This is a genomic window from Microbispora sp. ZYX-F-249 (assembly GCF_039649665.1).
Taxonomy (GTDB): Bacteria; Actinomycetota; Actinomycetes; order Streptosporangiales; family Streptosporangiaceae; genus Microbispora; species Microbispora maris.
In genome coordinates, this window is the sequence record NZ_JBDJAW010000072.1 from 1 (window position 1) to 20154 (window position 20154).

20 protein-coding genes, 1 tRNA gene and 1 CRISPR repeat array are annotated in these 20154 nt (G+C 70.5%); of the genes, 14 read left to right on the forward strand and 7 right to left on the reverse strand.

All coding sequences use genetic code 11. The annotated features are described in order from the left end of the window. Positions 1-2: 2 nt before the first annotated feature. Positions 3-337: a CRISPR direct-repeat array (repeat unit 29 nt; unit sequence GTCCTCCCCACGCACGTGGGGGTGAGTCG). A gap of 1193 nt (positions 338-1530) precedes the next feature. Beyond that, the gene (locus AAH991_RS38510; protein ID WP_346230896.1) at positions 1531-1701 is read right to left on the reverse strand and encodes a DUF8825 domain-containing protein; all 171 of its coding nucleotides are present in this window, start codon (positions 1699-1701) and stop codon (positions 1531-1533) included. A 183-nt stretch (positions 1702-1884) separates the two neighbouring features. Between AAH991_RS38510 and AAH991_RS38515 the strand changes: the two genes are divergently transcribed. Continuing rightward, complete coding sequence (locus AAH991_RS38515; RefSeq protein WP_346230897.1) at positions 1885-2205, forward strand: hypothetical protein; 321 nt, start codon at positions 1885-1887, stop codon at positions 2203-2205. Between the two features lie 291 nt (positions 2206-2496). Here the strand turns inward: AAH991_RS38515 and AAH991_RS38520 are convergent, their stop codons facing one another. The 5 genes from AAH991_RS38520 to AAH991_RS38540 all read right to left on the reverse strand — a co-directional run bounded on the left by AAH991_RS38520 (position 2497) and on the right by AAH991_RS38540 (position 6381). Further along, positions 2497-3453: a hypothetical protein gene (locus AAH991_RS38520; RefSeq protein ID WP_346230898.1), complete on the reverse strand. Its 957-nt coding sequence runs from the start codon at positions 3451-3453 to the stop codon at positions 2497-2499. A gap of 127 nt (positions 3454-3580) precedes the next feature. Next, a tRNA-Arg gene (locus AAH991_RS38525) sits at positions 3581-3659 on the reverse strand. Positions 3660-3664: 5 nt separating this feature from the next. Next, positions 3665-3811, reverse strand: coding sequence for a C1 family peptidase (locus tag AAH991_RS38530; protein ID WP_346230899.1), 147 nt, complete (start codon positions 3809-3811; stop codon positions 3665-3667). A 209-nt stretch (positions 3812-4020) separates the two neighbouring features. Then, positions 4021-6033: a toprim domain-containing protein gene (locus AAH991_RS38535; protein WP_346230900.1), complete on the reverse strand. Its 2013-nt coding sequence runs from the start codon at positions 6031-6033 to the stop codon at positions 4021-4023. A gap of 63 nt (positions 6034-6096) precedes the next feature. Continuing rightward, positions 6097-6381 carry a hypothetical protein gene (locus tag AAH991_RS38540; protein ID WP_346230901.1) on the reverse strand — a complete coding sequence of 95 codons (285 nt, stop codon included), beginning with the start codon at positions 6379-6381 and terminating at the stop codon, positions 6097-6099. A gap of 962 nt (positions 6382-7343) precedes the next feature. Here AAH991_RS38540 and AAH991_RS38545 point away from each other — a divergent pair. The 11 genes from AAH991_RS38545 (at position 7344) to AAH991_RS38595 (ending at position 15964) form a co-directional block, all read left to right on the forward strand. Further along, a complete protein-coding gene (locus AAH991_RS38545; RefSeq protein ID WP_346230902.1) occupies positions 7344-8117 on the forward strand; it encodes a GntR family transcriptional regulator in 774 nt (257 codons plus the stop codon). Between the two features lie 665 nt (positions 8118-8782). Then, entirely contained in the window at positions 8783-9301 is a 519-nt protein-coding gene (locus AAH991_RS38550; protein WP_346230903.1) for a hypothetical protein, read from the forward strand. A 275-nt stretch (positions 9302-9576) separates the two neighbouring features. Further along, the gene (locus AAH991_RS38555) at positions 9577-10068 is read left to right on the forward strand and encodes a hypothetical protein (protein WP_346230904.1); all 492 of its coding nucleotides are present in this window, start codon (positions 9577-9579) and stop codon (positions 10066-10068) included. A 22-nt stretch (positions 10069-10090) separates the two neighbouring features. After that, a complete protein-coding gene (locus tag AAH991_RS38560) occupies positions 10091-10735 on the forward strand; it encodes an SAF domain-containing protein (RefSeq protein WP_346230905.1) in 645 nt (214 codons plus the stop codon). 115 nt (positions 10736-10850) lie between these two features. After that, positions 10851-11720 (forward strand): CpaE/TadZ family protein, encoded by an 870-nt coding sequence (locus tag AAH991_RS38565; RefSeq protein ID WP_346230906.1) that lies wholly within the window; start codon positions 10851-10853, stop codon positions 11718-11720. Beyond that, positions 11717-13093, forward strand: coding sequence for a TadA family conjugal transfer-associated ATPase (locus tag AAH991_RS38570; protein ID WP_346230907.1), 1377 nt, complete (start codon positions 11717-11719; stop codon positions 13091-13093). The genes AAH991_RS38565 and AAH991_RS38570 overlap by 4 nt, the downstream gene beginning before the upstream one ends. After that, the gene (locus AAH991_RS38575) at positions 13090-13944 is read left to right on the forward strand and encodes a type II secretion system F family protein (protein ID WP_346230908.1); all 855 of its coding nucleotides are present in this window, start codon (positions 13090-13092) and stop codon (positions 13942-13944) included. The genes AAH991_RS38570 and AAH991_RS38575 overlap by 4 nt, the downstream gene beginning before the upstream one ends. Continuing rightward, positions 13941-14810 (forward strand): type II secretion system F family protein, encoded by an 870-nt coding sequence (locus AAH991_RS38580; RefSeq protein ID WP_346230909.1) that lies wholly within the window; start codon positions 13941-13943, stop codon positions 14808-14810. Before AAH991_RS38575 ends, AAH991_RS38580 begins: the two co-directional genes overlap by 4 nt. 19 nt (positions 14811-14829) lie before the next feature. Continuing rightward, a complete protein-coding gene (locus AAH991_RS38585) occupies positions 14830-15030 on the forward strand; it encodes a hypothetical protein (protein ID WP_346230910.1) in 201 nt (66 codons plus the stop codon). Beyond that, on the forward strand, positions 15027-15464 hold the full coding sequence (locus tag AAH991_RS38590) for a TadE/TadG family type IV pilus assembly protein (protein ID WP_346230911.1): 438 nt from the start codon (positions 15027-15029) through the stop codon (positions 15462-15464). Before AAH991_RS38585 ends, AAH991_RS38590 begins: the two co-directional genes overlap by 4 nt. Next, positions 15461-15964 carry a TadE/TadG family type IV pilus assembly protein gene (locus AAH991_RS38595; protein WP_346230912.1) on the forward strand — a complete coding sequence of 168 codons (504 nt, stop codon included), beginning with the start codon at positions 15461-15463 and terminating at the stop codon, positions 15962-15964. The genes AAH991_RS38590 and AAH991_RS38595 overlap by 4 nt, the downstream gene beginning before the upstream one ends. 49 nt (positions 15965-16013) lie before the next feature. Here the strand turns inward: AAH991_RS38595 and AAH991_RS38600 are convergent, their stop codons facing one another. Then, positions 16014-16325, reverse strand: a complete 312-nt coding sequence (locus tag AAH991_RS38600; protein ID WP_346230913.1) for a hypothetical protein — start codon at positions 16323-16325, stop codon at positions 16014-16016. Between the two features lie 185 nt (positions 16326-16510). Here AAH991_RS38600 and AAH991_RS38605 point away from each other — a divergent pair, with 185 nt between their 5' ends. Both AAH991_RS38605 and AAH991_RS38610 read left to right on the forward strand, forming a co-directional pair. Beyond that, a complete protein-coding gene (locus AAH991_RS38605; RefSeq protein WP_346230914.1) occupies positions 16511-16933 on the forward strand; it encodes a pilus assembly protein TadG-related protein in 423 nt (140 codons plus the stop codon). Then, on the forward strand, positions 16930-19890 hold the full coding sequence (locus tag AAH991_RS38610) for an AfsR/SARP family transcriptional regulator (protein WP_346230915.1): 2961 nt from the start codon (positions 16930-16932) through the stop codon (positions 19888-19890). The genes AAH991_RS38605 and AAH991_RS38610 overlap by 4 nt, the downstream gene beginning before the upstream one ends. Positions 19891-20154: the final 264 nt, after the last annotated feature.

Here is a 20154-nt window from a genome sequence, read left to right on the forward strand (position 1 = left end):
GTGTCCTCCCCACGCACGTGGGGGTGAGTCGATCGCCAACGGCGGCGAAACGACGTTCAACGTGTCCTCCCCACGCACGTGGGGGTGAGTCGGTCAGCGGGTCACGCGCGTGACTCCCGCGTGGGTCCTCCCCACGCACGTGGGGGTGAGTCGGACCAGATCCACACCCGCGCCATGGAGGAGATGTCCTCCCCACGCACGTGGGGGTGAGTCGAACAGAGGTCTTCCAGAAACCGGTCATTACATGTCCTCCCCACGCACGTGGGGGTGAGTCGGCGTCGAGGCTGCTGGTGGCTCCGGGCATGAGGTCCTCCCCACGCACGTGGGGGTGAGTCGTACGCGCACCTGGCGCCGAACGCACACGACGCGTCCTCCCCACGCACGTGGGGTGAGTCGCCATCTCCGACCGCATCAGCGCGTTCAGGGACGTCCTCCCCACGCACGTGGGGGTGAGTCGGTCTGTCCGCACTTAGGGCAGAAACCACAGCCGTCCTCCCCACGCACGTGAGGGTGAGCCGTACGGGGCCTCACAGAGGCGTCCATGTCGGAGTGCTCCCCACGCATGTGGGGGTGGGGGTGAGCCGGGAGTTCCATCATGCCTCAGTGGCCCGCAGGCGTCCTCCCCATGCACGTGGAGGTGAGCCTACGGCGCGCCCTGGTCCCAGTTGTTGTGCACGTCCTCCCCACGAATGGGGGGTGAGACGCAAACTCCCCACCCCGAGACCACCCCACTCCATGCAAGTGCTGGGGTCCGCGCAGGGTCGCACCCGCCCGACGCTGGCGGTGGCGCCCCCGGTCGGGGTGCTACCTGGGCTGGTTCGCGGGGCGTCCGGAGGCGTGTTTCAGCTGGCCGGTTCGGAGCGCCATGTTCGGGCGCGGCGGGTTGGGGTCGGGTGATGTGCGGGACTCCCTCTCACGCGGCTGCTACAGGTGAGCGGACTCGGCTCACGACGGCTTCCAGAATGGCTGATGGTGGAGCTGTCGGTCGCATTGTCGCGGTGTGGCACAGTGATCGCGCGCAGCCACGGCTCTATTCCCCGTACAGGTGCGGCCGGAATGCTCGAGAAAGGGGCCGTAAGCTGACGGTTACCCCTCTGATGCCGAGCTACCTGAAGGACGAGGCGCTCCTGATCAGCACGGATGCGTCGACTTGGTGAAGGGCCGACATCTCCCGCAGGTCGAGATCCAGGTCCTCGACGGGAGCATCCCCGCGGGCGCGAGGTCGGCACGCGGGACAGCGTGCTGTCCGACGTGCGCAGGGGAGCATCCCCGCGGGCGCAGGGCCGACATCGCGAGCCACACCAGAGACTTCATATCCGGCGGAGCATCCCCGCGCGGGCGCGGGGCCGACTCCAGCAGTGCACGGAATGCCGTGCTGCCACCACGGGAGCCGAGGTCGCCCAGCTGGTGGATATGGCGGACCTGGTCGAGGTGGTCGCCCTGCCCGCGCGGCGCGGCTGAACGCGCTCGACATCCTTCCCGAGAGAGCGCTCGTCCACATGCTCAGCGGGCTGGACACGTGGACCAGCGTCACCCTGCCGGCGGCGTGGACCGCGCGGCCTGCTTGAGTGCCACGTCCGCCTCGTGGCGGTTGCCCACGTCCTTCCAGAAGGTGTGCCGGTGGAGGGCCTCCACAGCCTGCAGCCGTTTCTCCCGGGCCGCCGCTAGTGCTTCGCGGTCGCCGTAGAGAAGCTCTTGCACCTTGGCGTCAGCCTCGTCCTAAGCGCGCTAGGCGTCGATCAAGTCGGGCTCGAACTTGTAGTCGGCCATCAGTCCTCCGGGTGGTTCGTCGTACGGGGCGATCCTACGCACACGGCCGGGGAACCCCCGGAGGGCCCCGAGCGTCCCACCTGCATCAGCAACAACAGTGATAGGAGCGTCAACGTGGACGCCTCACAGGTTAGGGAGCGGGCCGAGGCCGCTCTCACGAAGGCCGGGTTCCTCGTGCGGGAGAACGACGAGGACATCCCTCGGGACACGCCCTTCCCCGGAGGGGCCTGCCTCTTCGTGCAGCAGGACCAGGCCCGCGTATACCTCTACCCGTTCGTGTTCTCCACGGTAGAGAAGTGGAACGCGGCCGAGCTCGCAGCGCAGGCCCTGACTGGCGAGAGCCTCCGGGTTGAGGGCCACGCCGGCGAGAATCCGGAGAGCGCAGCGTCGGCAACGAATGCCCTGCTTGGCGGCACCTGCGACATCGAGGGGTAGACGCCCGTCATAGACGCAAGCGCCTCCCGACCCGTGACGGTCGGGAGGCGCTTTGCTGTGACCGGGCGGTGAGGGCCACGGCCGGGCGTCACCATTGCGGGCATGAAGATGCGAGCCGATGACCAGGTATGCGAGCTGGTGGCGATGACCGTCGGCGGACAGCGGCGGGAACGCTACTTCGCGCCGGAGGTTGCGCCGTCCGGCCCCCGGCGCGCGAGCAGCCGGACGGCAGCGGGACCGAGCAGGACCCGCGCTGAGCGTAGACCGCGGCACGACAACCAGACTGGTGTCCTAGCTCATCAGGTTGTTGATCGCGTCCAGGAGGAAGCCGGCGACGCTGGCGGCGGACTTCTTCAGGATGTCGCGCACCCGCTGGAGGAGGCTGTTTTTCTGGTCCTCGGTGAGGGTGCCAGCCTTCCCCTTCTCGTCGAGCTCGTCCATCGTGCGGGTGAGTTCAGCGTTATCCTCGTCGCCGAGCTGCAGGGCCGGGAGCGTCTCGCGTACGGCACCGATCGCCTTCAGGACGGCCTCCACGTCGATACCCTGCTGGTACTGCGTGACGTTCCCGTGCGTCGCCTGGCCGATGTTCCCGCTGTTGTTGCCGTGCACGTTGATGGTGGGCCCGCTCGTCATAGTCCTGCTCCCCAGGTAGGCGCTGATGTCACCTTTGTAGATCTCCACGCAGTCGCTGCCCCTGCTCGTGAGACGCGCGTCCACGCCGTCGAAGTCGCTTTCGCACTCGATCAGGAGGTTTTCCACGAGCCAGCTGGCGGCCCGCTCGATGTCGACATTCGTGAAGGGGGCCCCGTAGTAGTAGCCCAAGGGGTGGGAGAAGATGCCGCTCAGGCTGATGTGCTCGTCCGGCGCGACCACATCCTGCTCTCCGAGCCACAGCAGAATGGCGTGGCGGCAGGCGATCTTCCTGGCTCCCTTGTCCGAGCGCTGCTGTCGGATGCGCTCTGCTTCGAGGCGCCCGATGGGCAGCAGGGCGAGGCCGTACACCCACGGTCCGCCCATGCCACCGCTCACCCGGATGAGATGCTGCTCTGCGAGGATCTTGTGGATCGTTCCCGCATGGGTGCGCAACGCCGGCACGTCTCCGTCTCGGTTCGCGAACTCGGCGAGTTCCTGCAGGCGCGGCCCCAGCCCAGGATTCGCTGTGTTGTAGTCGTAGAGCCAGTCGAGCACGAGGTAGGCAAGCAGTTCCCCCTCGTGCCGGGTGAGTCCCAGACTACGGAGATTGTTCACGGCGCCCGAGGCTATACCGTTGGCCAGCTTCAAGCCTGCCGATCACCAAAGACGCAGGTCAGGATGAGCGTCATAGGAACGGCGAAGAGCGCCCGTCCCGGGGAAGGGGGCGGGCGTTCAGGTGGGTTGCTCTCGGCGGGGCTCGAACCCGCACCGTCGCGCCCCGGGGGCAGCGCGCGACATCCTGCCAATTAGAAGACGAGAGCGAGCCTCAGACGACCAGCTGATTGAGGTCGCAGCCGGACATGTAGGTGTACGCGCGCAGGTGCAGCCGGAAGTAGCCGGCGTCTCCGAAGTTCGACCCCCACGAGTTGGCCACGGTCAGGACGTCGCCCCCGCGCCCGCGGGGATGGTCCACGGCCTCGTCGGCCGTCAGGTCGTTGACGAACGTCGCCCTCGCGCCGGCGGGGATAGCCCTAGAAGTCGGGCAGGGCCACGACCCCCTCGTCGGGTCGCCGTGGCTCCCGCGCCCGCTGGGGTGGTCCCTCCTTGAGGCAAAGCCGCAGCCCCCTCTGACCGTCACCCTCCCCCGCGCCTGCGGGGACGGCTATCTGGCTTTGCCGTTGGTCAGGTCCCCCGGCGAGGCGAATACGGAGTCCGGTGTTTCGGGAATGGTGGGTCGCTGACCGCTGCCTGGGGCTTCAGTCTTGAAACCTCCTCTCGAACATCAAGGCCCGCTACCGCGACCGGGTTTAGGCTTCGGGCCTCGAGTCCCGGCTGCAGGCGCGCCTGCTCGACGGCGTTCACCACAACCTCGTTGACAGTCGTGGCCTCCAGGCCCAGACGCGTGGCCGTACGAACGACCTGGCGGGCGACCTGTCCTGACGGCAGGCCGGCGACGATCGGTGCGACGGCTTGCAGGGCACGCATTCGGTCTTCGGCGAACTGCATGCGCGGGAACCGCGCGAGCTCGGCGTCGACCACGATGTCGGCGAGCGGCACCCGGCTGCGGTCCAGCAGGCGGTGCAGTGCGGCGGGGCCGTCCTGCGCCAGGATCGCCGAAGGGTCCCTCCCCTCGGGGAGGCGTACAGCTTCCGCGCCTTGCAGCAGTTGGAACGCCTTGACGGCGCCCCGCATCCCCGCCGAGTCGCCGTCGAACGTGATCACGGCCCCGGTCACGCCCAAGTCGCAGACCTGCCCGAGGGCGTCGACCTGCGTGGGGGAGAGGACGGTCCCGCAGGTCGCCACGCCCACATAGCGCCCGCGCCCGCCGAGGGTGACCGCGATGGCGTCGAACGGGCCCTCGACGATGACAGGGCGGGCGCCGGCGGCGAGGGCTTGGCGGTTCTCTGCCAGGCCGTACAGCACATCGCCCTTCGCGGAGCCGCGGCTGGCGAGGTACTTCGGTCCGTGACCCTTTGGAGAGCGGCGGCCGATGAAGCCGGCGACGCCGCCCTCCGCCGTGCGCAGGGTCAGCACGATTCGGTCCTGGAGGGCGTCGACCAGGCGTCCGCCGCGCCGTCTGGCCAGGCCGGAAGCTTCGAGCGCCGCGTCCTCGTACCCTCGTCTGCGGAGGTATGCGACCAGCCCTTTCCGTCCGCTCGGCGCGTATCCGATCCGCCACGCCCGCGCCGTCTCCGCGTCGATGCCGCGCTTGCCGAGGTACGGCAGGGCCCAGCCACCCTTCAGTTGGGCCGCGAAGAACTGCTCGGCCTCACGGTGAACCGCACGCACCCGCGCCGCCGAAGACGTCGCCTCGGGGGCCTGGGCAGTATCCGGCTCCGCTCGGCGTACGCCCTTCGTCCGGCCCTTATGTACGGCGGGCACCGCGGTCCACGAGGCGGTGTCCAGGTGTGTGGTGACAAGCGACGCGGTCAGAAGGATGCGGTCGCCGACCGCAATCATGGTGCCGAAGCGGGGAACCCGGGGGTCGGCCCCCGCCCAACTGGACACGCTCGGAAAGCCGATCGGGCTGGCGTCCATGCCGAGTCGCCGCAGGACGATGTACGCGACCGAGTCCGCTTGAAGCTTCGCGATGCCCCGGCAGGCTGGTGAGGTGACAGCAGGGGCTTCTGCCGGATGTTTCAGCAGGATGTGCGCCAGCTCGTGGGCCACCGCGGCGACGGCGGCGCTGTCGTCCAAATGGTCGGCGACGCGGATGAAACGGCGTCCGTGTTCGTTGCTCAGCACGGTCACAGCGACCCCGTCGCACGGCGACCGCACGACGGGGAAACTCAGCCGCCCCGCGAAGTCCGAGAGCGCGGCCAGAGCCTTTTCGGGCTCGAGCGGCGCCGCACCTGCTGCCGGGTGCTCGGCGGACGGGATCGCCGTAGTCTGGCCGATGTCGAACACGGTCGTCGGCCGCCTGTCGTTCGACTGGACAATGCGGATCCCGCGCTCGCCCTTGACCACCTGTCGGCCCACCCGCCGCCAGGAGTCGTAGTCGGCCAGCATCCTGGCGTCCGGCCGGGACGCGCGGATGAGCAGGAGAGCGGCGAAGCCGTACCCGCGATGCTTAGCGGCCAGGTCGAGAAACCTCGCCCAGTCCTGGCCGCTGCGCAGCAGGGACGCTTCTCGGGCGGCCGCGTCCAGCAGCGCCGCAGCATCGGGGCGTCCGTGGTCTCGAACCTCACTAACCATGCCCCTGACGCTGCGTCGGCCGGATTGCATCGCTTGTGACGCCAGCCCGGCACCCTTCTCAGTTCACATGCTCCGGCCGGTGATGATCTTCTGCCAAAGCTCCTGCGCCCGGGCGGTCACAAGCCACTCTGTTTCCGCCACCTCCACCCCTGCCTGATTCCGGTCGGTCCGCCGGACAAAGACCAGCCCTCCGGCCTGGCACAGCTCGTATATCCGGGGCTGGCACTCGCAGGTGTGCCGCTGCACCCTGACTTGCGTGCAGCGGCGCTGCGGCGCGAGCCACTGCAACTGCTCGGCATCGGGCTGCGGGTCGGGGACGTGGATGCTGTGGTACGGCGGGGGGATCATTCCTTTCCCACATGGTCGCTCGCGAGCCGGGTCTGCTCTTCGAGCTGCCGCGCAAGGTCAGCGAGATCGGACGCCTCGATCGTCATGGCCAGGTCGCTATTCCTGAGCAGACCGTAGGGGAGTTGACGTCGCCTGGTCGCCGACAGCCATGGTTGGCGTCGGACTACCCAGTCGTCGTGGTACGCGTCGACGAGCCGGCGAAACGACGAATCGTCATCGGAATCGTGACGGGGGCAACTTGTGCGATCGTGGTTCACGGGTCAGGACCTCGATTCCTGATCTCAAGAGCCCGTCCGGCGGTTGCGTCGCCGCGGCGGGCTCGCTTTTTCGGCGGGCGGATAGGGCGGGCGGCCCCATGACCCCCTCAGGTGTGGGGCCGCCCGAGCCCCGCCAGTCGTGACAACTCGACCAGCGGGGCAGCTCTAATGCGCCTGTTCAGTCAGCAGGCGCTGACTTGCACGACAGGCTCTCTGCGACCGAGGTGCGTCGAGCTACCCGGCGTGGAGCGTGGGGATCGGAGCTATCACGGCGCCGGTCCTCTTAGCTCAGCCCACGTCACGTGCCCGTTCCGAGTACGGCTGCCGCCGTACCACGGCGTGAGCTCCGACACCTCTGACCATTCGTCCTTCTCGTCGCCTCTCACAGGTTCGCCCGGGTCGTGCACTTCTACCCGGAGGCGGTCGGCAGCCGGAGTGATCGTGACCGCGATCACCCCGTCCTCGGGTGTGCGGGGCACCGCGTTCGCGACGAGCCGGGACACCACGCGCTCGCACCGAGCAGCGAGTTCCGGGTGATGCCTGCTCGCCGTTCTGCGTGCCCACGACCGCGCCCTGTCGGCTGCCTCGGCGATTGGGGGAAGCGACTGTTTATACATCAGGGGGCCACTCTTAAGCTTACCGAGAAGGTTTGATTGCTTCTCGTTAAGCTTGCAAGCTTCATGGGCAGCCAGTCAAGCTATCCATGTGGATTACGGCGAGAGGCACCTCTACCTGCGTATTGCAGATGAACTCAAAAGCCGCATTATGTCCGGCGAGTTCAACGAGGGTGACAAGCTGCCGTCCATCCCCGAGCTCGCCAGAACGAAAGGGACCTCGCGCAGCACTGCCGCTGACGCAATCGGTGTATTGGTCGCCGAAGGGCTCGCCGTATCGCGGTCCGGTTCCGGTACCTATGTGCGCCGCAAGCCGCAGCTCCAACGTCTCGTCCGGGCCTGGTACCGAGGCAACCGCTCCGGCAGTCCCTTTGCCGCCGAGATGGAGGCCCAGGGCCGCCGGGCCGCATGGGACTATACATCCCGCACCGCGCAGGCGCCCGCGCCTATCAGGGAGCGGCTGGGGCTGGGCCAACCGGCCGGGGACGTGCCCGATGTGCTCCGTACGGACTACGTCTTCTCCGCGGACGGGCAGCCGGTCATGCTGTCCACGAGCTGGGAGCCGCTCGATATCACCCGGGGCACGCCGGTCGTCATGCCGGAGGAGGGCCCGCACGCGGGGCGAGGCGTGGCCGAGCGGATGCTCGTTATCGGCCATCCCATCGACGACTGGAGAGAGACCGTCGGAGCGCGACTGGGGACTGCCGAGGAGTGCGCGAAGCTCGCGCACCCGCAGGGCTCCGTCATGCTGACGATCGAGCGGGTCTATGAGTCGCGTGGTCGGGCGGTCGAGACGGCCGACATCGTGCTGCCGGCGGATCTGTACCTGCTGGAATACTCGGCCCGGATGGGCGCGAGCGAGTAACTCACTGGCGCTCCCTGATTGAGACAGCGACCTCGTGCCTTCCGGCTCTTCTACCGAGGCCGGACGCGTCCTGACAAAGGGCATGCCCAAAAATCTCCTGGAAGGCCGTAGGTAACCGACGCGACCCGATGTCTTCCCGGCTCAGTTGCGTCGGCGAGAGCCGAGCTTCCAGATCTGGTCTATCTCCTTCGACCGATCCCGGCCCGAGGCGCTCGCGATCATTGTGTGACCTGCGGCGGAAGCCCTCACCAAGGAGTCGACGCGCGCAAGCTGCTTGCTTTCCTTGCGCTCATCACAGATCGAGGGGAAGATCGGGTCCGCGCGATCGCGACGACAGAGGCTTTCGAAGGCAGCCGCGCCTTGGCGAATTGGCGCGACCGAAACCCTTGCGGAAAGGCCATAGGTAATCGGCGCAGGTTCGCGCGTTCTCTCGCGAAGATGTCACGGCGTGAACAACGGGGCCTCGTGACGCTGCAACCTGTTGTTCGCCAGTGCGCTCGGCTCTCGCGCCTGCGCGGGAAGTGCCGAGTTGAAGCTGGGTCGCCAACCGTAATTTGCCCTTGATCTAAATCCGCCTATCCCTTTACCCTACAGCGCGCGATTATTTGACTACGGAGAGTGTTGAAGTGTTTTGCCTGACGTGGCGTACAGGATTCCTCGCCCTCTTGGTCGCCGTCTCGGGGTGTACCGCCTCGCAGGAAGGCGGCCGTACGGCCACGCCTGCCGCGTCGCCGACCGGGAGCCCTCCGCTGGCGGTGCCGTCCGCGCGGCCGACCACCGTGGAGGATGCCGTCGTTGAGGCCTACACCGCCTACTGGCCGGCGAGCACGCGCGCTGTCACCCTGCCGCGCGAGGAGGCGCGGCGACTGCTCAGCCAGTACGAGACCGATGACCAGGTTGAGGGCGAACTCAAGGGCATTGCGCGCTACCAGGCCATGCATCGAGAGGGATGGGGGGAGGTTGTCGTGCACGTCCAGAAGGTCGCGGTGAAGGGCGACAGAGCCACCGTCATCGACTGCATGGACGCCTCCCGCTCTGGCGAGGCCGATTCACGCACCCACAAGCTCATTCCGGGCACGCTCAGCACTTCGCACTTCTCTGTCGAGGCCATGATGCGCAGGGGTGCCGACGGGCGCTGGCGCATCGTTCAGAAGAAGGCGCTGGGATCGAAGTGCACGCGGTGACCGCACTTCTTGCCGCCGCATTGATCGCAGCGTCCGCCACCCCAGCCGCTGGGGATCCCGGAAACGGGAACGGAGCCAGCCGCAGCCCCCTTGGCTGGTCGATCTGGGCCGAGAAGACCTCGCATCGCCCGGCCCACACCCGGCCGGTCTCAGCGCCGAAGCCGAAAACGGCGAAAACGGAAGTCGATCCCGAATGCGCGCCGACGGTCGACGGTTTCCCCCAGGCCAGCGACGACTTCTACTGTGGGCTGATCCGGCCGGGCGGCGGTGCGGAGGTGACCCCGCAGATGCTGGTGGGGCAGGCCGTGAAGGAGCTCGTTCTGCCGCTGCCGCAGGTGAGGACCGCGCCGCCGCGCGGCCGCCCCGGGTTGGTCGGCATCCGGCAGTGGTTCTGGCTGGACGGCGCAGGGCAGTGGACGGTCAAGTCCAAGCGGGTGCAGGTCGGGGACGTGTGGGCCGAGGTGACGGCGTCCCCGCGGCGGCTCGTCATCTCGCCGGGCGCGGGCCTACCCGATGTGGTGTGCGACGGCCCGGGCACGCCGTACGACCCGGCTCGCTCGCCGCAGGAGCAGGAGAGCGGCTGCACCTATCTGTATGAGCGGTCGTCGGCCGGTCAGCCGCGTGACGCCTACCAGGTGTCGGTGACGGTTGTGTGGGGCGCGAGTTGGCGGGGGTCTGGGGGAGCGGGAGGCCCGTTGGCCCCGATCAGCCGGTCCACCTCCTACGCCCTGTCCGTGGCCGAAGCGCAGGCCCTGGTCACCGACTGACTTCTTGAGGAGTTCCCTTCCGATGGTGCGCACGCGTACGCGCGATACGGTCACGCCACTTCCCCTGCCGCGGCGGCACCGGTCGCCGATGTTCCTGCTCGTCGTGGTCTTCATCGGGGCGGGCGTGCTGGCCGGGCAGTACGCCTACACCGAGCTCGACCGGCGCAGCCCGGTGCTGATGGTCGCCCGGGACGTCCCCATAGGGCAGGTGATCACCGGCGACGATCTGGCCTCGGTGCAGATCTCGGCGGACCCCCGGATCGCCACCGTCCCGGCGGGGCGGCTGGCATCGACGGTCGGCCGGGTCGCGGCCGTGGACCTTGTGGCGGGCACACTCCTGGCGGAGCCCCAGACAACGGACGCGATGACGCCCGGGCCCGGCCAGCAGCTGGTGCCGCTCGCGCTCAAGCCGGGTCAGCTTCCGGCCCGGGGGCTTCGTGCCGGCGACCGTGTCCTGGTCGCGGCCGAGCTGACCGACCCCGGCCAGGAGACCAGGGCTGCGGCGAAGGACCTGCCCGCCGTGGTCGACCGGGTGGGGGAGGCCGACCCCGACGGGGTGCGGGTCGTGGACCTGCTGGTGGGCCCCGGGGCGGGCGGCTTCATCGCGCGTGAGGCCATGGGCGGGCATATCGCGTTGATTCTCACCTCCCGGAGGGACGTCCCGTGACCGGGCGAGGTTTCGTCATGTGCTGGTCGAGCCGCTGTCGGCCGAGCTCGCGCGGGCGGGCCGCCGCGGCTGTGCTGTCCGCCGTGCCGCTGTCGTTCTGCTTGGGGGTGGGCGGATGACGTTGATCGCGGTCGCCTCTCCCGGTGGGGCGCCCGGGGTCACCACGGTGTGCCTGGCCGCCGCGTTCACCTGGCCCGACCCGGTGCTGCTCGCCGAGTGCGACCCCTCCGGTGGCGGCGTGCTGCCGGGCTACTTCGCCGGGCGGCAGCCGTACCGGACCGGGGTGGCCGAGGTGGCCATGACGGCGGCGCGCGACCTGGAGGCGGCGCGGGCGCAGCTGGCCGAGGAGGCCGTCGCGCTGGACGGGGACGCCCGGCGGAGGCTGCTGCTGCCCGGGGTGGCCGACCCGCGCCAAGCCCTGCAGATCAAGGGCTCCTGGCCGCAGATCGCCCAGGTCCTCACAACCGCCGGGCGGGACGTCATCGCCGATGTCGGCGCGCTCGGGGTGGAGAGCGTGCCGTACGCGATCCTCACCGCGGCCGACGCCGTGGTGCTCGTGCTGCGGCCGACGGTGCGGTTCGTCGCGATGGCCGGGCCGCGGATCGAGGCGCTCAGCCGCGGCGCCCTCGCCGGCACGCCCCTCCTCCTGCTCCTGATCGGCGAAGGACCCTACCCTGCCCCGGAGATCAGCCGCACGCTCGGCGGGACGCCCGTGCTGGGCACGGTCCCGATGCTGCCCAAGGCCGCGCACATCCTGTCCGACGGTGCCGCGGGCCGCACAAGGTGGGCCGGCCGGTTGCAGATGTCCTCCCTCCTGCGGACGGTGGGCAACCTCGGGGCCGAACTGCGCGAGCGTCTCGACGCCGCACGCGAGGACGAACTGGCCGCACCGGTCGGGGTGGTGCCGCCTGCCTCCTTCGGCGCCGGCCCCGACCTTCACCCCGGCCCTGCCGCCGGTGCCGACTTCGAGGGAGGGCGGCGATGAGCGAGCACCCGCTGTGGCTGGTCGAGGACGTTCCCGCCGCCCCCGCTGCCCGGCCGGCCGGGCCGGGGAGCCTGCCGCCGATCCCCGGCATCCTCGCCCCCGCCGGCGACGGCCTCGACGACGTGGCGTTCCGTGCGGCGGTCGGCGACATCAGCGCCCGCGTGGCCGACGCCCTGGAAGGGGCGGCCACCCGGGAGGAGGCCGTCCAGCTCATCGACGCCGCGACCGCCGCCTGGGCCCGCGAGCGGCTCACCGACGGCGTGGTCATCGCACCCGGGACGCACGCCCGGCTGGTGCGCGCGGTCGAGGACGAGCGCTACGGGCTGGGGGCGCTGCAGCCGCTGATCGCCGATCCGGCGGTGCAGAACATCGATATCAACGGTTGCCGCGAGGTCTGGGTCACCTACGCCGACGGGCGGAAGGTGCGCGGGCCGGCGGTCGCCGGCAGTGACGAAGAGCTCATCCAGCGAATCCGGATGTGGGGCGTTCACGGCGGTCAGACCTCCCGGGAGTTCTCCACCGTCATCCCGATGTTGAACGCCGCTTTAAAGGAGCGGGTGCGGCTGTCGGCGGTCATGGCGATCACGCGGCGCCCGCACGTGTCGATCCGCTGCCACCGGCACGTCGACGTCACCCTGGCCGACCTGGTCGAGCTCGGCACGCTCGAGGCCGGGTTGGCGTCGTTTCTCGCCGCGGCGGTGCGGGCGCGTAAGGACATCCTGGTCACCGGCGGGGTGAACGCCGGGAAGACGACGATGCTGCGGGCGCTGGCCGCCGAGATCGACGCGGATGAGCGGATCGCCACCTTGGAGAGCGAGTATGAGCTCTACCTGGACCAGCTGCCGCACCGGCACCGCGACGTGGTGGCCTTCGAGTCGCGCCAGGCCAACAGCGAGGGCCACGGCGCGATCACTCTGGATGCGGCGATCAAACATTCGCTGCGGATGAATCCGGTGCGGATCATCGTCGGCGAGGTCCGCGCCGATGAGGCGTGGTCGATGTTGCAGGCCATGAACTCGGGCCAGGAAGGCTCGCTGTGCACCATCCACGCCAACTCCGCCGAGGAGGTCTTCCCCCGCCTGCTCATGCTGTGCCGCTCCGGCGGCCTCACCCTGGACAGCGAAGACATCCACGGCCTGGTCGGCATGGCCGTCGACTTCGTCGTCCACCTGCGGCGCGACGTGCGCACCAATCGGCGCTATGTGACCGAGGTGCTGGAGGTGCTGCCGCCCGCCGACACCCCGATGCCCGCCCGCAACCACATCTACCGCCCCGGCCTCGACGGGCGGGCCGCCCCGGCGACCTCGCCCCAGTGCCTGGACGACCTGGTCGCCGCCGGGTTCGACCCCGCCGTGCTGTGGAGGGCGTCATGACCGGGTCGCTGCTGGCGCCGCTGGCCAGCGGGCTGGTTGCGGCCGGGATCGTCTGCCTCGTGCTCGCCGTGCGCGGGCGGGCCCCGGCACCGCGCCGGCCGGACGGCCACCTGGCCACCCTGATTCGCGCGGCCGGGGATCCAGCGGTGCGCCGGCAGGCCGGGGCCGCGGTCCTACTCGGCCTCGCGGTGTTCTGGCTGACCGGCTGGCCCGTCGCCGGCCTCGCCGCCATCGGCGCCTGCTTCGCCGTGCCGTGCCTTGCCGGAGGCCGCGGCGCCCGCTCGCGCATCGCCCGCCTGGAAGGGCTGGAACAGTGGACTCGCCGCCTTTCCGACCTGCTGAGTGCCGCCTCCGGCCTGGAGGACGCCCTGGCCCGCAGCGTCCAGCACCCGCCCGAGGCGATCGCCGCCGAAGTGCGCGACCTCGGGCGCAAACTCGCCGCCCGGGTGGACACCGAGCAGGCGCTGCGCGCCTTCGCCGACGCCCTCGACGACCCGGTGGCGGACCTGATCGCCGCCGCGCTGATTCGCGCCGCCTCCCGCCGCGGCACCGGCGTACGGCAAGTCCTCACCAATTTGGCGGGCATGGTCGCGGCCAACGTCGCCGCCCGGCGGGAGGTCGAAGCCGAACGCGCCCGCCACCGCGCCACCGTCCGCTGGATCATGGCCTTCCTGTTCGGCTACAGCGGCTTCGCCGCCCTCAACCGGGACTACGTCGCCCCGTTCGGCACCACCGCCGGGCAGGTCGCCCTCGCGGTCGTCGTCGCCTGCTACACGGTCGGCCTGTGGTGGCTGCACCGCCTGGGCACCGCCCGCCCACCCGGCCGCTTCCTCACTGGAGGGCCGCGATGAACCTGTTCCTGCTTGCTGGGGCCCTGACCGGGTTCGGACTGTTCCTCCTGGTGCGCGAGCTGCGCCCGGCACCGCCCCGGCTGGAAGACGCGGTCGCCCGCCTGCGCGCCGGCTACGTCCCCCCCGACACCAGCGGCGACCTGGCCCAGCGGCTCGGCCGCCTCATGGCCACCCACCTGGGGTCGCTGCCGTGCCCGCACCGCGACCTGGCCCTGCTCGGCCGCCCGGTCGAACGCTTCCTGGCCACCAAGCTCGGCCTGGCCGTGCTCGGCCTGCTGCTCCCGGCCGCCGTGTCCGCGCTGATGACCGTGATGGGCGGCACGCCCGGGGTGGCGCTGCCCGCCGGTGCGTCCCTGCTCGCCGGGGTGGTGCTGTTCTTCGCCCCCGACCTGACCGTGCGGTGCGAGGCCGCCCGCCGGCGTGCCGACTTCCGGCACGCCATCACCGGCTACCTCGACCTGGTGGCCCTGGAACGTAGCGCCGGCGCCGGACCCGTCGACGCCCTGGAAAAGGCCGCCTCGGTCAGCGACGGCTGGGCCTTCGCCCGCATCACCGCCGTACTCGAGCAGGCCCGCCGCAACCAGCGACCCGCCTGGGAAGGACTGGCCCGGCTGGGCCGGCAGGTCGGCATCACCGAACTCACCGACCTGGCCGACATCGCCGCCCTCGCCGGGCAAGAAGGCGCCCGCGTCCTGGACACCCTCATCAGCAAGGCCGCCTCCATGCGCGGCCAGGCCCTGACCGCCGCCAAAGCCGAAGCCAACGGCCGCACCACCGCCATGGTCATCCCCATCGCCCTGCTCGGCGCGGCCTTCCTGCTGCTGCTGACCTTCCCCCAGATCTACCGGCTGGCCATCGCCGGCTGACCCCCTCGCAAGGAGAACGATGCGCCTTCCCACCGTCATGTCCCCGCGGCTGACCCTCCTGCTACTGCGCGCGCAGGCCGCCCTGCAGCGCCTGCGCGAGGACCGCGGCGCCAGCACCCTGGAATGGGTCGTCCTCACCACCCTGATCATCGGCATCGCCATCGCCGCCGCGGCCGTGATGAAGGACAAGGTCACCGAATGGCTCGCCAAGATCCCATGACCGCTCCTCACGCCGCCGGCTCGCGCCGTTCCCGCCGCGTCCCGCGGCGCCGGGTGATGCGCGACCGCGGAGCGGCCACCCTGGAGATGGTCATCCTGTTCCCGCTGCTGCTCCTGATCGTGGCAGCGGCCGTCCAGGCCGTCTTCGTCTACCAGGCCCACGCCACCGCACACGCCGCAGCCCAGGAAGGCGTCCGGGCGGCCCGCGCCCACGGCGCATCCCGCTCCGCCGGACCGGCCGCCGCGCTGCGCTTCGCCACCCGCGTCGGCGGCGCCTTCCTCACTCACCCCACCGCCCGGGCGGGCGGCGACACCGGCACCGTCGAAGTGATGGTCACCGGCCGGGCGCCGTCCTTCCTGCCTGTCGGCCAGTGGACGGTTTCGGAGGTCTCCCGCGCCCCGGTCGAACGCTTCATCCCCGCGGACCGCCCATGAACCGCCCAAGTGCGCCGCGGGACGGCGAGCGAGGGAGCGCGACGCTGGAGCTGGTGGTCCTCGCCCCCGCGCTGCTCGCGCTCATCGCCCTGGTCGTCCTCACCGGACGTATCGCCACCGCCTACAGCACGGTCGAATCGGCCGCCCGCGACGCCGCCCGGCAAGCCTCCATCGCCCGCGACCCCGCCCAGGCCCGGCGCGCCGCCACGACCAGCGCCGCCGCCGCGCTGCACCGCGAGGGCCTGCGCTGCGGACCCTCGCTCGCGGTGGACACCAGCGGATTCTCCCGCCAAGTCGGTACCCCTGCCCAGGTCGTCGCCCGCGTGACCTGCACCCTCCGGCTCGGCGACCTGCTGCCCGGGCTCCCCGGCGACAAGACGGTCCGCGCGTCGTTCGCCTCGCCCATCGACCCCTACCGGGGGAGAGCTCTGGGGTTCGCGGCTCCTGACGGCTCCTCAGCCGATGCCGAGCGTGCCGAGACGGGAGGCGGCCATGCGTGACGGCATGGGCTGGCGGACCGGAACGAGCCGCCTGCCGGAGTGCGGCAGCTCAACGATCGCTGCGGAGGTACTGGCGGGCCCGGTTCCACACGTGCTCGAACTCGGCCGCGGTCAGGGCGATGGGCTCGTATTCGTCCCACTCCTGCACAGGGCTCTCGGCGGTCAGGCCGTAGGTCGCCTCGTACTGGCCGAGCTGCCCCGCTGCCTGAGCCTGCTGCCATTCCGTCAGGGACGCAGCAGCGATGGGTATGCCGTCCGGTCCGCGGAACTCGACCTGGCGGCTCACCCAGCCGTCGGCATCGACCTCGAAATAGAACCACACGCCCTCGTCATCCCAATAGGCGCGGAACCAGCGCGTCATGGAGCCAGCATGCCGGACGCAACGAACACGATGCGCGTCCGACGTGACGAGGTCGGGGTGGCCGGCGGCTGGGGTGTAGCCAGGGGCGGCGTGGACGCTGACGACTACCGAGCCACCGTTCCTCCGCCCACCAGCGCCTCGCCCAGGCAAACAGCCCACCACGAGCATGCGGCAGCGGAGGCGGCATGACCAGGGCACGCGACCGCGGGTCGGTCACCCTGTTCACCGCCGTAGCGGTCTTCCCGCTGATGCTGCTGCTCGCCGCTTTCCTGTGGGACGGCACCGCCAAGCTCCGCGCCGGCCGCGAGGCCTACAACATCGCGGAAGAAGCAGCCCGAGCCGGCGCCGGATACGTCGACCGGCGCGCCGCCTACACCGACGGCCGCTACATCGTCGACCAGGCCGCCGCCCTCCGCGCCGCGCGCTCCTACCTCGCCACCACCGGCCACACCGGGACCGCCGCACCGGCCGGCGCTCACGCCATCCAGGTCCGCGTACGGGTGAGCGAACCCACCCTGTTCCTGGCCCTGATCGGCATCGACGACATCGCGGTGACCGGGACGGCCACTGCCCGCCTCGTCCCCGGCGTAGAGGGAGAACTCCGATGACCAGGTTCCGCCTGCTGGACGGGCTACGGGCGCTGCTGGCCGCGGCCGTCTTGACCGCGCTCATCGCCGGCGTGCCGCTCGCGCTGTACGCACTGGCCGGATCGCCCCTGCCCGCCCACCTTTCCAGCCTGGGTGAGATCGGCCACGTGCTGACTCACCGCGACGACGGCACCCTCTTCCTCGCCGTCGTTAAGGCGGTCAGCTGGGCGGCGTGGGCGAGCTTCGTGACCAGCACCCTGGTCGAGCTCGCCTCCCGGATCCGCGGCCGCGCCACCCCGCACCTGCCCGGGCTCGGCGCCGCCCAATGGCTGTCGGCCCAGCTCATCTCTTCGGTCGCGCTCGCCGCCGGCTCCCCGGCCGCGTTCGTCATGGCCGCCGTTCCGCCCGCCGCCGTGGTCGCCGTCGCCCCCGCGGCGCTGGCCGACACCACCACCGCTTCACCCCACGCCGGGCATGATCCCCTACGCCTCGCCGGCGCTGACACGTCGTCGACGGTCGGACAGCCCACCACAACTGGGGCGCACGCTTCGTCCGGGCAGGCACACGCTCGGGTGCTGCGGCTCACGCACGCGGCCTATCAAGTGCGCCGCGGCGACTGCCTGTGGACCATCGCTGAACGCCACCTCGGCGTCGGCGACCGCTACACCGAAATCGCCGACCTCAACATGGGCCGTGTAATGACTGGCGGTGCCCGCTTCACCCAGCCCGATGTGATCCGTCCCGGCTGGGTGCTGCGCATGCCCGCAGCCGCGACCGACCTCGACCAGTCACAACACCCGGTCTCGGATCACCACCCCGGCCACCCGAGCGACGCCCCGGAGTTCTCCCGCCCGCACGACGGTGCCCCCTCCTCGCCCCGGCCTCCAGCAGTGCGCGAGTCCCCGAACATCGGGGAGCGGCCGGCAGCCGGACGAGACGCTGGCACGCCCGCGCACACGCCGCATCCTCAGCAGGCGCGGGCATCGGCGCCGGAACCGACCGCGATCCTGCTGACCGACGGCGCCGATGCGGAAGACAGCGGCCCCAGCGCGCCCGTGGCGGCGTTCGCCGGGGGAGTGGCGGTCGGTTCCCTGCTCACCCTCGCTCGCCTCCGCCACGCCCAACGCCAAGCACGGCGCCGCGGCCGCCGCATCGCTCTGCCCGTCGACCCTGAGACCCTGGCCACCGAGCAGGAACTGCGCCGCCTGGCCGTACCGGACGCTCACACACGCGGCCGCCAGGCCCTGGCCACGCTCGGCGACGTCATCACCGCCGCTGGCCGCCACCTGCCGCACGTGCTCGGCGCACGCGTCAGCGCCGGCACCGTCGAACTGCTGCTGGCCCAGCCCGCCGGCACGCCACCGGCCCCGTTCACTCAGGGCCGCACGAAGGCGACCTGGTGCCTCGACCTCAACGACGCACCCCACGCGGACAGCTCCCGCGACGTGCTTCCCGCACTGCTCACCACCGGACACCTCGACGACGGACACGCACTCCTGGTGAACCTCGAACGCCTGCAGACCGCCACCGCAACCGGCCCCGCCGACCTGGTCGACCGCTTCCTCACCACCGCCGCCACCGAACTCATCACCAGCGACGGGCCATGGTTCGACGTGCTCGCCGTCGGCTTCCCCGAACTCCAGACGGCCGGAGCACGCATACGATCCTGCACCGACCTGACCGAAGCGCTCGGCCTGCTCGCCGAACGAGCCCGCGACCTCCGTGGACGGCTCGCCACCACCGACGGGGCGGCCGACGTGGCCGACCGGCGCCTGCACGACCCCGACGGCGACTGGACCCTCACCGTCCTGATCAGCAGGAACACCCCGTCACCCGATCAGTTGGCCCGGCTGGTCGACACCGTCACCGCCCTGCCCGGCGGCCTGGCCGCCCTCGTGCCCGCAGATGCCGCAAGTGCACCCGCCCGATTCGTGCTATCGCAAGACGACCAGGGCCCGCTGCTGAACCTCACCCCGCCCGGCATGACCGTGCGGCCGCACCTGATGCCGGCAGAGTCCTACCAGCGGCTCGGGGAACTGTTCACCGTCGCCGCCGAGACCAGTGACGTCGCCACCGGCGACCCACCGTACGACGCCTTGACGGGCGAGAGCCGGCTGCCGACGGCGAGCGGCGCCACCGCGCCATCGACCTCGATACCGATCGGCAACCAGCAGGAAGACGAGAAGCCAGGGGAAGAGCCCGCACAACCAGAAGCTGCCGAGCCCGAGGCGCAGCACGATGCAGTACAGAACGCTGTGCAGGTATCCATCCTCGGACCGCTAGAGATCACCGGCACCGCCGCCGATCTCCAGCCGAAGATGGCCGAACTCGTACTCGCCCTGGCCTTGGCCGGGCCGACCGGACTACGCAACATCCAGCTCGCCGCCATGATGGGCCCCGACCCCGATACTCCCAAACCCTCCGACCAGCTCCGTCAGCTCATCACCCGCACTCGCGGCAAGCTCGGCAAGGCCCCCGACGGCCAAGCGCGCATCCTGTGCGACTCCGCCTACGTCTACCGAACCCACGCCATCACCCTGGACTGGACCCGCTTCCAGGAACTCGCCGAGCGCGGCGCCAAACGCAACTCCACCACCGACCTATGGGAAGCCCTCGCACTGGTCCGAGGACCCGTGCTGGACGGCTGCTACCACTGGTGGCTGGAAACCCCGGTGATCGAGAACATCCGCGCCGAAATCATCGACGCCGCCGACCTGCTCGCCGAACTCGAACTCGACGCCGGCCGCCCCGACCGCTCCGCACGCGCCGCCCGCCAAGGGCTCGCCTCCGACCCCTATGCCGAGCAACTGTGGCGGGCCCTGATGCGGGCCGAATACGAAGCCGGGAACATGAGCCGGGTCCACGAGGCGTGGAAGGCCTGCCTGAAGGCGGTCGCCGAGGTCAGCGCCGACGGCGACCCCCACCCTGAGACTGCCACCCTCTACCGCCGGCTCACTACCGTTCGCCGCCCCGCCTGATGACCATCACCAGGGTGAGCTGGGGTGGCGGTGTTGAAGCCATCGGTGCCGGCAGTATGGAGATCGATTTCGGCCCTTTCGTCAAGAGCAATTCGAATGATGTGATGTAGATCGCAGAGCCGCGCTGCGTCGTCTGTCTTCGCGTTGGAACGTGCCTGGTGGGGCGTTACTGACAGGAATGGGCCCTGCGGTCTAGATAACGGCAAGTGATCATCCAGATGCGAAGTAGATCTTGACCTGTGGTTGTCAGGCACGCATGATCCC

What these genes read in the sequence shown, in the direction of transcription:
- AAH991_RS38560 (WP_346230905.1), top strand. Translation starts at nt 10,091, where the DNA reads ATGGTGCGCACGCGTACGCGCGATACGGTCACGCCACTTCCCCTGCCG.
- AAH991_RS38535 (WP_346230900.1), bottom strand. Translation starts at nt 6,033, where the DNA reads ATGGTTAGTGAGGTTCGAGACCACGGACGCCCCGATGCTGCGGCGCTG.
- AAH991_RS38600 (WP_346230913.1), bottom strand. Translation starts at nt 16,325, where the DNA reads ATGACGCGCTGGTTCCGCGCCTATTGGGATGACGAGGGCGTGTGGTTC.
- AAH991_RS38570 (WP_346230907.1), top strand. Translation starts at nt 11,717, where the DNA reads ATGAGCGAGCACCCGCTGTGGCTGGTCGAGGACGTTCCCGCCGCCCCC.
- AAH991_RS38605 (WP_346230914.1), top strand. Translation starts at nt 16,511, where the DNA reads ATGACCAGGGCACGCGACCGCGGGTCGGTCACCCTGTTCACCGCCGTA.
- AAH991_RS38590 (WP_346230911.1), top strand. Translation starts at nt 15,027, where the DNA reads ATGACCGCTCCTCACGCCGCCGGCTCGCGCCGTTCCCGCCGCGTCCCG.
- AAH991_RS38610 (WP_346230915.1), top strand. Translation starts at nt 16,930, where the DNA reads ATGACCAGGTTCCGCCTGCTGGACGGGCTACGGGCGCTGCTGGCCGCG.
- AAH991_RS38575 (WP_346230908.1), top strand. Translation starts at nt 13,090, where the DNA reads ATGACCGGGTCGCTGCTGGCGCCGCTGGCCAGCGGGCTGGTTGCGGCC.
- AAH991_RS38565 (WP_346230906.1), top strand. Translation starts at nt 10,851, where the DNA reads ATGACGTTGATCGCGGTCGCCTCTCCCGGTGGGGCGCCCGGGGTCACC.
- AAH991_RS38540 (WP_346230901.1), bottom strand. Translation starts at nt 6,381, where the DNA reads ATGATCCCCCCGCCGTACCACAGCATCCACGTCCCCGACCCGCAGCCC.
- AAH991_RS38595 (WP_346230912.1), top strand. Translation starts at nt 15,461, where the DNA reads ATGAACCGCCCAAGTGCGCCGCGGGACGGCGAGCGAGGGAGCGCGACG.
- AAH991_RS38580 (WP_346230909.1), top strand. Translation starts at nt 13,941, where the DNA reads ATGAACCTGTTCCTGCTTGCTGGGGCCCTGACCGGGTTCGGACTGTTC.
- AAH991_RS38585 (WP_346230910.1), top strand. Translation starts at nt 14,830, where the DNA reads ATGCGCCTTCCCACCGTCATGTCCCCGCGGCTGACCCTCCTGCTACTG.